Here is an 11,789-nt window from a genome sequence, read left to right as displayed (position 1 = left end):
CGCGGCTTCTGTTTTGTGTAAGCCGTAAAATGCGCACATCTAGCCCGAGGTTGATGTATTGCATGTTCGTATCGATCGTTAGGTAGATGATATTTCGGGTCTATGTCGGAAAGCGGCGATTTGATTACGGCTGTAATAATTCTGCGCTATGTCCGCAGGCGGCACTCCTAAGACAGAATGTTGGCTGTCACGAACAGTGGATGACCCACGTCGCAGCGACGGGCGGCTTCGTTTAGGTCGCGATCATCCTGGATGGCTAGAGTCGCTCCCGCTCGCCAACGAGTCGGGCGCGCAAGCCTGTGCCGGACCAGGAGCCGCAGGACGCCGAGGCGGTTCTGGCAGATCTCGCTTGGCGGCGCGTGCCCTGGCGCCAGGGCACGAGAGGCAAGCTCACGGCTCGGTTCGCCATGATCCGGGTGCGGGTGGGCGATGGTCCGGTCTGGGGCAACAACCGCCATCTGCCGGGCGCGGAGGTCTGGCTCGTGGGGGAGTGGCGCACGTCAGGCGACCGCAAGTACTACCTGTCCAACCTGCCGCCCCGGACGACCCGGCGGGCGCTGGCCGGCACGATCAAGGCACGCTGGGTGTGCGAGCAGGCCCACCAGCAGATGAAGGAGGAACTCGGCCTCGACCATTTCGAGGGCCGCTCCTGGACGGGGCTGCATCGGCACGCGCTGATGACGTGCATCGCCTACGCCTACCTGCAGCACCTGCGTCTGTCCGAGCATCGTCGGACGGAGCGGGGAAAAAAATGACGGCCCGCTTGCCGGGTCCGCCGCCGCCACCGAGCCTGCCCGCCGTGCGGCAGGCCATTCTCGGACAGCTATTTGCCGCTCTAATCCCGCCCGTCCGATGTCCGCACTGTCAGAGCTGCTTCAGGCTACCATCTGACCTCAAGGTGCCCAGGTAGTGCTAGTCAATCCGGCTAGGCATGTGCGAAAATCCCAGTTTCTGCACGTCGCACTGTTGATCAGTCTAGTGATCCCTTCACGAGAGCGCTCGGCGTGATTCCCATAACTTGCCGGAAGGCATGCCCAAATGCGGCCACGCTGGAAAAGCCAAGCTGAACCGCCACCTGCTTGACCGTCAAGCGCCCCCCGCCTAGCGCTTCGACCCCCGCCAGGATGCGGGCGCGCTGGCGCCACTCCTTGAAGGTCAAGTCCGTTTCAGCCGGAAACAGCCGCGAGACCGTGCGTAGGGACGTGCCGGCCGTTCGGGCTAGATCATCGAGTGACTGTCGGCCTGCCGGATCAGCCAGCACAAGTTCGGCCACCCGCCGCGCGCGCGGCTCCGTCGGCATCGGGATGAACGTCGCGGCGTCTTCCGCCTCAGCCAACTCGTAGAGCGCTAAGTCCTGTAGCAGCGCCCGCCGAGGCGTATCCAGAGCTGCGTCGAATGAGGCCAGGATCACCTCGCGCAGAAGGGGCCGCACGATCACCACGAACGCGCGGCTCAGCCGCAGCGCATCCGCGTGGCCGTCGAATTGCGCCGGGTCGATGAGCAGAGCCCGCATTTCGATGTCGCTCAGAGCATCGACGGCATGCTCCAGGCGTGGCGGCAGCCACACCGCCCGCGTAGGCGGGACCAACCAACGGCCCGTGGGTGTCGTCACCTGCATGACGCCCTGCGCGGCAAACAGCAGTTGCGCCTCGCGGTGCATGTGCTCGCCGATCCGCTTGCCGCGCGGGTAGGACCGCGCCAGCACGCCAAGTGTGCCACCGCTGCTCGTCGGAGAAAAGAAATGGGTGGTAGCTTTTGGCGCCTTGGCGATGATCGTTGGCCTCACACCGATGAGCAGCCACGCTAGCTTGTCGGCTCGGCCTGGTAAACCCTTCGCATCATGCCGGACCGCGTGGAGCCTTGTCATGCCGAACATCCTACTCGCCACAGCCGCCCTCCTGGCCGTCACAATGATCGACGAGACACTGCATCACAGGACGACCGCCTAGCCGGCCGCCGCCACGACGGAGGCCGCTAGTCCGGCACCCGCCACGCACTACGACGGAACGGGCTTGGGCTCGTCGGGCGGAGCCAAGTACCGCTTTGGTGGCCCGGACGATGGATTTAAAGATTTCTAATCGGACGTGAACTCATGAATAAATCGCGAACTGTAATCGGTTACATCAACGCAGCCCACTTCATTGATCACTACGCTATGCTGATCTTCGCGGCGGCGGTCATCGTCCTGGCGCCCATCTACAGCATGGGCTACTCGGAGCTGCTGCCATACGCCACGCCCGGCTTCGTCGCCTTTGGCGCGGGCTCGCTCGCCACTGGTTGGCTCGGCGACCGCTGGAGCCGCCGCCACATGATGGTGATCTTCTTCTTCGGCATCGGGGCATCGCTCATCGCCGTAGCCCTGACGCAGACGCCCGTGCAGCTTGGAGCTGCCCTGCTCGCGGTCGGCCTGTTCGCAGCGATCTACCATCCGGTCGGAACCGCCATGCTAGTCTCGTACGCAGACAAGCTCGGCCGAGAGATCGGCATCAACGGCGTGTGGGGCAACCTCGGTGTCGCTTCGTCGGCCCTCGTCACCGGCCTCGTCTGCCAGTATCTCGGCTGGCGCTGGGCTTTCTTCCTCCCCGGGGCGGCCACGATCGCGCTCGGGGTCATGTTCATGAGCCGTGTGCAGCATGAGGTACGCAGCGGTGCCAAGGGTGGCGGCTCGGCGCGGATCGCCAAGGGGGCGATGCGGCGTGTGATTGTCGCGCTCGTGGTGACCATCATCGCGTCCTCGACCACCTTCAACGCAATCACCGTGGCGCTACCCAAGCTGTTCGCCGAGCGCCTGTCCGACCTGACCACCAGCCCGGCGCTGATTGGCGTCATCGCGGCGGGCACTTACGTGTTCGGGGCACTGGCCCAGTACGTCATCGGCCGCTTACTCGACCGGCACTCCCTCAAAGCGGTGTTCCTGCCCTTGTCTGTGCTGCTCGCGCCGCTATTGTTCTTCGGAGCGCAGCTCGGCAGTTGGCGGCTGATCCTCGTGTCCATCGGCATCTTCATCGGCACCTTCGGGCAGGTAACGATCAACGATGCCATGGTGGGCAAGTACACAAGCGACGAGTGGCGGGCGCGGGCCTTCGCAGCTCGCTACTGCCTCGGCTTCACGGCGGCCGGCGTCTCGGTGGGTCTTGTGGCTTGGCTACACGACAAGGGCGGCTTCACCTTGATGCTGCAAACCTTCGGCGTGCTCTGCGTGCTGGTCGTAGTCGGGGCACTAATCTTCCCGGGCGAGAGACTGGTGTAGAAGCCCGTGGCGCAAGCAGCCGAGTGAGCAGCAAGCACTTCATGTTGAACGGCCAAAGGTCCGTGCAGAGGTCCTGATCTATGCACGGTGACGGCTTTAGCTCGCTAACAGATACACCGGTCAGTCTCTTACAAACATATCCAAACCGTACCGGCCAGATCGGCTGCTCCAGAGGCAAGACTCTCGGAAGGGCTGTATTTGGTCGGATGCGGCTGTGAAGCCCGACACCGAGATCGGCGACGACCGCGCGGCGGGACCGCCCGCCTGTCTGCGCTAATCGCACCGCCTCAGCGCGAAACTCAGGGGTAAAGGTCTGCTTCCGGTCTGCCATCGGAACCCTCCTCCTTCAGGAAATGAGCTCTCCACCTTATACGGCGCAAGTCCGATGGCGACCGACCGGCGGATGCGATCGGCGAACTCGACAGACGGCTCTAAGAGCGCCTAACAGAACCGTTTGATCTGGTTGAGTGTGATGAGGCTGGCAGCGAGGCTGGTGAAGGCCTCGTAGATGTCTGCACGTCGCTCGTAGCGCACCGGCAGCCGACGAAAGCGATTGAACCAAGCGTGCGTGCGCTCCACCACCCATCGGTGCCGGCCCAGTCTCTCGCTGCTCTCGATGCTGCGGCGTGCGATGCGCGGTACAATCCCGCGTGCCCGGCACTCGTGTCGGCGCGGTCGAGCGTCGTAGGCTTTGTCGGCGTGCAGTTTGTCCGGGCGGTGTCGCGGCCGGCCCCGCCGACCGTTGCGCACGGGTGGGATGGCATCGAGGGTCGGTGCCATCATCACGCTGTCGTGCCGGTTGGCCCCACTCAGGCAGACGCCGAGCGGCGTACCGCGCGCGTCGGTGACGAGGTGGCGCGTCTGGCCCGCCTTGCCCCGGTCCGTCGGGTTCGGGCCGGTGGCAGAGCCCCTTTTTTGGCCGGGACAGAGGCGCTGTCCAGGCTCGCTCGGCTCCAGTCGATCTGACCCGCCCCGTGCAGGCGCTCCAAGAGCACTTGATGCAGGCGCGCCCACACGCCGGCCGCCTGCCAGTCCCGTAAGCGGCGCCAGCAACTCATCCCGCAGCCGCAGCCCATCTCCGCAGGCAGCATCTCCCACGGAACGCCTGAGCGCAGCACGAACAGAATGCCGGTCAACGCAGCTCGGTTCTCGATCGGCCGTCGGCCACCTTTCGGACGTGGGCGGGGCGGCGGCAGAAGCGGCGCAATCTCGGTCCAGAGATCATCGGGCAGAAGCGGACGAGCCATCACCACCAACGCCCGCCCACGCAATCCGTGCCCGTTCCGTTAGGCGCTTTAAGAGGCGCGCACCTGCGGCGTCGCGGCGTTAGAGACCTTCGCGGCTGGCTTGGCGCAGAACGGGACGGCAGTTCGGGAGGCGCTGACGACGTCCTGGAGCAACCCCGAGTGCAGGATCGCGATCTCGTCCGTCGACGCGTTCCCCTGACCACGACCTCTCTCGAATGAGGCCGCGAAACGCCGCGGTTCTTGACGAAAACCAAAGACATAGAGCGCTCAAAGAGGTCAAGCGCCTGGTCCATCAAGGCGTGAGATCTTGGAGCGGAAGCAGGAGCAATCGAGAGTCGCGTAAATTTGAGACCGCTCGCACTTTCAGGGCAAGCACTGCAGAAACTGCCTAGACTGGGAAATTTATTCCCTGCAACTGGCACGAACGCCCGGCCACCACTTGCTATCTTATTCAGAAGATTAAGTTATTTTCTGGCCCGATGTGTGCTTGATGCTGGAGGAACGTTGGTCGAGTATCGCCATGGATCTTTTCACCGCCCTTCAAACATCTGTCTCCGGACTGCAGGCGCAGTCCTATGCCATCAGCAACATCTCTGGGAACATCGCGAACTCCCAGACGACCGGCTACAAGCGCGTCGACACAAGCTTCATCGACATGATGGCGGAGACGACGCAGAAGCGGGAGGTCGCCGGCTCGGTTCTGGCGCAATCGCAGCTGACCAACACCATCGCCGGCAACGTCGTCGCGTCGAGCGTGCCGACCAACATGTCGATCGATGGGACCGGTTTCTTCACGGTGGCGCAGAAGACCGGCGACGCCAACGGGGCCGCGACCTTCAGCGGGACCAATGCCTATACGCGTCGCGGCGACTTCGCCCCGACTGTCGACGGTCACCTTAAGAACGGTGCGGGCGGGTACCTCACCGGCAACAATCTCGACCCTGTGACCGGTCAGGTCGTCAATTCAGGGCCGATCGTGATCGGCAATCCTGTCCTGCCGGCTAAAGAGACAACGACCATCACCTACTCAGGCAATCTCCCAGCGACGCCGACAGTAAGCCCCTCGGCCGATCCAGCTGGCAGCATCGCCGGCCCATCGCTGACAGCGTACACGTCGTCCGGTGCGCCTGTTACCGTCAACACGCGTTGGATTCAGACGCCGCCAGCCGCAGGCGCGACGAGCACGTCCTGGAGCCTTGTCTACAACAGTAGCGCCACGGCCACGCCGACATGGACCGATTCTGGCACGACATTCGCATTCGATGCGACGGGTAAATTGACGTCACCGTCACCCAGCGCGACGACACCCAGCAAGACTACGGTGACACTCAGTCCTGCAAAAATATCCGGATACACGTTTAACAATCTCACATTGGATATATCAGGCGGCTTGACACAATATGCCGACGCCACCGGTGCTGCGACGACGAGTACGCTGAGCCAAGATGGCAATACCTCCGCCACGTTGACGAGTGTTGCGGTCGGCACCGACGGCAAAATCAACGGCACGTTCTCGAACGGGTCGGTGGTCGCGCTCGCCACCGCCGGGGTCGTGCAATTCGCCGATCCGGACGGTTTGAAGGCCGATTCGAACGGCAACTATCTTCAGACGGCCGATTCCGGTCCGCCGATCGCGGGCCTCAATGGCAGCACCATCACGGGAGCGAGCCTCGAGCAGTCCAACACGGATATCGCGACCGAATTCTCTAAGATGATCGTAACCCAGCAGGCCTACTCTGCGAACACGCGCGTCATGTCGACCGCCCAGACCATGATGTCGGACCTGCTCAACGTGATTCGATAATCTGTCTTCCGGAGGTCGCTGAGGAGGCTGTGAAGTGTCGCTGAACGCACTGTCCAACGCGACCGCCGGGCTCGCCGCAACTCAGGCGGCGATCAACGTCGTCTCGCAGAACGTCGCCAATGCGGGGACGGCTGGCTACGTCAAGCGGACGCTCACGTCCGTCGCCACCGGCACCAACAACCTGGGCGTCGCCTCCGGGGCGGTCACCCGCAGCTTCGATGCGGCGGCCCTGAAGCAGCTTCGGCTGGAAACCTCGGGCGCCGCCTACACGAGCACCAAATCCGGGATCATCTCCCAGCTCGATGCTCTGTACGGGACGCCCGGCAGCTCCACGGCGCTCGACGGCACGCTGAACACGTTCACCGAGTCGCTCCAGGAACTCGCCGCCAATCCGACCTCGGCGGCTGCCCGGACAACGGTGCTGAGCAACGCTTCGGCGCTCGCCAGCCAGATCAACGGAGCCGCCAATTCGGTGCAGAATCTACGCACCGGGATCGAGGCGCAGCTCGGTGCCGATACGCAATCGGCCAGCTCGCTCCTGTCCAGCATCGCGGACCTGAACAAGAAGATCCAGAATACCACGGACAGCACGTCCCTGGCCGACCTCCAGGACCAGCGCGATCAGGCGATCAACAACCTGTCGAGCTACATGGATGTCAAGACGACCGCGCAAAGCGATGGGACCGTGACGGTCCTGACCCAGTCGGGGGCGACGCTGGTGGATCGCGGCAATGCCGCATCGCTGAGCTTCGACGGAAAGGGGACACTGAGCGCGACGTCCTCCTACTCGGCCAACCCGCGCTCGGTCGGCACGATCACGGCCACGCTGCCGGGAGGTGGCAAGATCGACCTCGGCGAGCCCGGCGTGCTGCGCTCGGGCAGTTTGGCGGCCCAGATCGAGCTGCGCGATCAGACGCTGCCCCAGGCGCAGCAACAGCTCGACGACCTCGCCGCGGGGCTCGCGAGTTCGCTGACCGACAAGCAGGTCACCGCGACGCAGGCGACGCAGAACACGGGCACCGAGACCGCCACAATCGACCTCACAGGTTTTCAGGCCGGCAACACCCTGACAATCCCGGCCAACGCGAACAGCACCGGCCGGAACATCATCCTGGTGGCGTCCAACAACACGTCGCCCATCACAGCCAGCCAGACTGTCGATCCCAATGCACTCGTGGCGAAGATCCAACTCCCAGTGGATCAGACGCAGATCGACAAGGCTCTCAAACTTATTGACCCAAACCTCTCGGCGAGCGGTAGCGGCGCGAGTCTAATCATCACAAGCACGGCCGGCGTGCCTCCGGTCGCGGCGACAGCGCGCATCACCGTCCCAACTTCGGCGGATCCCACATCGGGCTATCCCCAGATCCCCCTGTTCGTCGATAGCGCGGGCAATGCCCTCTACACCGGCTCCCTCGACCCCGGCTCGCAGCTCACCGGCTTCGCGCAACGCATCACCGTCAACGGAAATCTATCGGGAAAGCCAGCGGCGCTGACGGCAACGAGCGCCACCGATATGACGGCATCCGGTGCGCGGGCTCAGCAGCTATTCTCTGCGCTTACCTCTACCCAGCAGACCTTCTCGGCGGCAAGCGGTATCGGCGGCGTCTCGGCTCCGCATAGCACCACAGTGATCGGCTTCGCGCAGGACATCATCTCGACGCAGGGGGCCGCCTCGGCGAATGCGACAGCGCTCGACGACATGCAGCAGACCGCGCTCTCCACAGCGCAGGGCCGGTTCGCGGCCGGGGCCGGGGTCAACATCGACCAGGAGATGTCGAACCTGATCGCCCTGCAGAACGCATACGGCGCCAACGCCCGGGTGCTGACCGCGGCCCGCGACATGCTCAACCAACTGCTGCAGATCTGATCATGACGACGATCAAGCCCTTTGCTGCCGGTTCCTACCTCACAAACCGAACCACCTCGCAGCTGACGACGCTGAAGAGCCAGCTCAACGATCTGTCGACCCAGCTCTCGAGCGGGCTGACCGCGCAGACCTATGGCGGCCTGGGCTCCGGGCGGTCCACGGCGCTCGCGGCCCAGGCGACCCTCAGCGCACTCACCGGCTACGCCGCCGGCATCACCGCCGCGCAGACCCGGACGAACGTCGCGGTGACGAGCCTAACGCAGGTGGCGACGCTGGGCATCGATGCGCGCAACACGTTGAACAACGGCCTGCAGAGCACGCCGGTGAACGCGACTGCCGCGAAGGCCAACGCGTTGAACAACCTTCAGGCGGCTCTCGATACCCTGAATCAGTCGGTGGCGGGCAATTACTTGTTCGGCGGCGAAGACAGCTCGACGCAGCCGGTCCTCGACGCGAATACGATCCTGAACGGGACGAAGAACCCTGACGGCTCCACCGACCAGATGGGCCTGACGGAGTTTGTGTCGAGCCAAGTCAAGGCTGACCTCGGTGCGAATGGTAACGGTCGATTGACCCAAACCTACCTCGCATCAAATCCGACCGAGATCACACTTGCAGATGACCCGAGTTCCCGGGCGAAGCCGCAATCCGGGTTCGCGATCACCAGCGTTTCCGCGGTGCCGACCCCGGGCGGCATCGCTGCAACCCGCGCGCTTGATTCGACCGGGACATCGGCCACCGTCACGATCGATGTCAATCAGCAGCCCGCCGCAGGCGACAGCTTGACGCTGACCCTGCAATTGCCCGACGGAACGCAGACCAAAGTGACACTGACGGCGGCGGCCAGCGGCACCACGCCCGCGTTCTCGAACACGGGCTTCGCGATCGGCGCGGACAAGGCTGAGACGGCAAACAATCTCAACGAGGCCCTGAAGAGCGCCCTGTCGGCATCCGCCAGCAGCACGCTGCCGGCGTACTCCACCGCTCAAGCGGCGAGCACCTTCTTCTCCGCTCCGAATACAACAACCACTGCCGCGAATACCGTCGTCTGGTACCAGGGCGAGAATGGGTCGAAGAACCCGCTCGACACCCAATCGGTGCAGGTCAGCGCGGGAAGCAGCGTTCAAATCGGTGTCCGCGCCAACCAGCCGGCGATCAGCAACGTGCTCACGGGCCTCGCGACCGTAGCTCTCGGTATGCCGAACTCATCGGATCCGAACGCGGCCGCGATATACAGCTTAATCAGCAGCCAAGCGCAGCCCCTTCTCTCGTCGGCCGATACCAGTCCCGGCACGACCCCGAGCGGCGCGCTTCCGAGCGTGCAGGACACGGTGACACAGCTCAGCCTGGCATCGACGCGCTTGTCGAACGCGGCGACGACCAACAAGGCCACCCAGAACACGCTTCAGAACACACTCGACGGCATCGAGCAGGCGCCCACCGAGGAAGTCGTCGCCAAATTATTGGACGTTCAGAATCGCCTGCAAGCTAGCTATCAGATCACCTCCTCGCTTTCGAAATTATCCCTTGTGAATTATATTGGCTAGCGAGAAACTGATAAACATGGCTATATTAGTCGTACACTGCGACTTGAACCGCTCCGATGTTAAATCGCACAAATCTCGACAAAGTGTGCTCACAAAAGAGATTGAAAAAGGTCGACGACCTGAGCAGATCAGCTCCAACGGTACGACGTTCTTTGTACAAACTCCCGAACGAGCTTTGGATTTTACGAAGAGACTCGTTGATAGATGTGGTATAAGCAAAGAGAAGGACCGGATTACTGTCGTCGATGTGAGTCAGGGCAAAGTCTACATCTCGGGCGACTTCGACGCCGAGATTAAAGCCAAGTTTCCCTTCCTTGTTGAGGAGTGGGGTGTCTAGTTTCCTTGACCTGACCGGTATTTCGGACCGAGCCGATTGAGAGGCTACTGCATGGTGGCGGCCATGGGAACCCATTTGCGCAGCGCCCTCGAGATCATTCCGGGGCCGTTATCGCAGCCGATGACAGGCGGCGCCGAAGTGCTGCTCATCGCCGAAGCCACACGGCCGCACCCAGCTCCGCCGCGTACGTACTGCTCGCCCTCCCCTCTCGTGTGGATTTTAGCGGCCTACGAAGGACGAGCGGATGTTTGCTTGATTGACCCGAACGAGGGCCTGCGACTCCATTGCGCGTAGAGTAACACAGAATAATAATAGATCTTACGGCAATGCAGACGAACAAATGCGAACACCGGGATTGGAGAAACCGATCAAATTGATCGCGGCTCAACCCATGTCTTCTTGAGGATGCGCATCACTCCTCCACCAACTTGCAGGTGCTTTCGGAAAGGGGCTGGAACGCTTGCTCACCGGGAATGGTCTTCAGGATTCTGTAGAAATCCCACGGTCCTTTCGATTCCGCCGGCGCCTTCACTTGGGCGAGGTACATGTCGTGCACCATGCGTCCGTCTGGGCGCAGCTTGGCGTTTCGCGCGAAGAAGTCCTGGATCGGCAATTCGCGCATCTTGGCCATGACCCGCAGGCCGTCGTCGGTCCCTGCGGCTTCTGCGGCCTTCAGGAAGTGGAGCACGGCCGAATAGTCTCCGGCCTGTACCATGGTCGGCATCCGGCCGCCCGTCTGCTCGCCGAAGCGCCGGGCGAAGGCGCGCGTCTGCTCGTCCATGTCTCAGTAGAAACCTGTCGTCAGGATCATGCCCTGAGCCGCCGGCAGACCGACGGAGTAGATGTCGGTCAGGAAGATGTTGAGACCACCCAGCCTCTACCCGCCCTGCAGAATCCCGAACTCGCTCGCCTGCTTGATAGTGTTGATCGTATCCGCGCCGGCATTGGCCATGCCGATGATCTTCGCGCCCGAGGCCTGGGCCTGCAGCAGGTAGGATGAGAAGTCGGGATTGGGGAACGGGTGCTTGACCGACCCGAGCACCGTGCCGCCCTTGGCCTTGACGACGCGGGTGACCTGCGCCTCCAGGTCGTGCCCGAAGGTGTAGTCGGCCGTTATGAAGAAACACGTATTCTTCGGATCGTCGGCCAGAGCGGAAGCCGTCCCGGCCGCGAGGGAATAGGTATCCCAGGTCCAGTGGGCGCCCGTGGGCGAACAGGCGGCGCTGGTCAGCGCCAGGGACCCGGCACCGGAGTTGATGTCGATCTTCCCCTTGCTGCGCGCGACCTCGCGCACGGCCAGGCCGGCGACCGAGGAGTTCGTGTCGAAGATCGCGTCGACGCCTTCGGTATCGAACCAGCGGCGCGCGATCGACGAGGCGATGTCCGCCTTGTTCTGGTGATCCGCGAAGATCAGCTCGACCTGTCGGCCGTTGATCGGCCGGCCGAAATCCTCGACCGCGAGTTGCGCAGCTGTCACGGATCCTCGACCCGCAAGATCCGAGTAGCCGCCGGACATGTCGGTCAGAATGCCGATCTTGATGCCGCCGTCGGCATATTGGGCCGAGGCCGGCACGATGGAGAGGGCGGCGGCAAGCGCGGCGGCCGCCACTAGGATACGACGGATCATTCTTTCCTCCCTGCCCTAATTGCTTGCGCTGCGCGTTCTCCGCGCCGGCCGGCGAGCGTGAGCGACGCCCCCGCGTGGCGCCGACCGGCGGCGCAGTGCTGCCACCG

General features: G+C 63.3%; 6 protein-coding genes and 3 pseudogenes. 5 read left to right on the top strand and 4 right to left on the bottom strand.

Features of this window, described 5'->3' with window-relative positions:
* Nucleotides 1-290: 290 nt before the first annotated feature.
* Nucleotides 291-891: pseudogene (locus tag ABIE45_RS31150) on the top strand (IS701 family transposase); the annotation flags it as partial.
* Between the two features lie 79 nt (nt 892-970).
* On the opposite strand, the gene ABIE45_RS31145 reads toward ABIE45_RS31150, so the two are convergent.
* Nucleotides 971-1,867, bottom strand: a complete 897-nt coding sequence (locus ABIE45_RS31145; protein ID WP_192711636.1) for a helix-turn-helix domain-containing protein — start codon at nt 1,865-1,867, stop codon at nt 971-973.
* A gap of 225 nt (nt 1,868-2,092) precedes the next feature.
* Here ABIE45_RS31145 and ABIE45_RS31140 point away from each other — a divergent pair, with 225 nt between their 5' ends.
* A complete protein-coding gene (locus ABIE45_RS31140) occupies nt 2,093-3,250 on the top strand; it encodes an MFS transporter (RefSeq protein ID WP_192711635.1) in 1,158 nt (385 codons plus the stop codon).
* A 217-nt stretch (nt 3,251-3,467) separates the two neighbouring features.
* Here the strand turns inward: ABIE45_RS31140 and ABIE45_RS31135 are convergent.
* Together ABIE45_RS31135 and ABIE45_RS31130 are read right to left on the bottom strand one after the other, a co-directional pair.
* A pseudogene (locus tag ABIE45_RS31135) lies at nt 3,468-3,581 on the bottom strand (transposase); the annotation flags it as partial.
* Nucleotides 3,582-3,691: 110 nt separating this feature from the next.
* Nucleotides 3,692-4,497, bottom strand: a protein-coding gene (locus ABIE45_RS31130; protein ID WP_373622932.1) for an IS5 family transposase whose coding sequence is annotated in 2 segments (ribosomal slippage) — nt 3,692-4,167 and nt 4,167-4,497 — 807 coding nt in all. Because the reading frame shifts where the segments join, the coding sequence is not laid out codon by codon here.
* Between the two features lie 520 nt (nt 4,498-5,017).
* Between ABIE45_RS31130 and ABIE45_RS31125 the strand changes: the two genes are divergently transcribed.
* From ABIE45_RS31125 to ABIE45_RS31115, 3 genes are read left to right on the top strand one after another with little or no spacing between them, the layout of a single operon-like run.
* The gene (locus tag ABIE45_RS31125) at nt 5,018-6,301 is read left to right on the top strand and encodes a flagellar hook-basal body complex protein (RefSeq protein ID WP_192711413.1); all 1,284 of its coding nucleotides are present in this window, start codon (nt 5,018-5,020) and stop codon (nt 6,299-6,301) included.
* A 34-nt stretch (nt 6,302-6,335) separates the two neighbouring features.
* Complete coding sequence (gene flgK, locus ABIE45_RS31120; RefSeq protein WP_192711381.1) at nt 6,336-8,171, top strand: flagellar hook-associated protein FlgK; 1,836 nt, start codon at nt 6,336-6,338, stop codon at nt 8,169-8,171.
* A gap of 2 nt (nt 8,172-8,173) precedes the next feature.
* Entirely contained in the window at nt 8,174-9,718 is a 1,545-nt protein-coding gene (locus tag ABIE45_RS31115) for a flagellin (protein WP_192711382.1), read from the top strand.
* A 749-nt stretch (nt 9,719-10,467) separates the two neighbouring features.
* Here the strand turns inward: ABIE45_RS31115 and ABIE45_RS31110 are convergent.
* A pseudogene (locus tag ABIE45_RS31110) lies at nt 10,468-11,682 on the bottom strand (ABC transporter substrate-binding protein).
* Between the last annotated feature and the right edge of the window lie 107 nt (nt 11,683-11,789).

Source organism: Methylobacterium sp. OAE515 (assembly GCF_041806315.1).
GTDB lineage: Bacteria > Pseudomonadota > Alphaproteobacteria > Rhizobiales > Beijerinckiaceae > Methylobacterium > Methylobacterium tardum.
This window is presented reverse-complemented; position numbering and strand designations above follow the sequence as displayed.

Coding starts and splice junctions, on each gene's coding strand:
- ABIE45_RS31140 (WP_192711635.1), top strand. CDS start 2,093: ATGAATAAATCGCGAACTGTAATCGGTTACATCAACGCAGCCCACTTC.
- ABIE45_RS31145 (WP_192711636.1), bottom strand. CDS start 1,867: ATGACAAGGCTCCACGCGGTCCGGCATGATGCGAAGGGTTTACCAGGC.
- ABIE45_RS31125 (WP_192711413.1), top strand. CDS start 5,018: ATGGATCTTTTCACCGCCCTTCAAACATCTGTCTCCGGACTGCAGGCG.
- ABIE45_RS31115 (WP_192711382.1), top strand. CDS start 8,174: ATGACGACGATCAAGCCCTTTGCTGCCGGTTCCTACCTCACAAACCGA.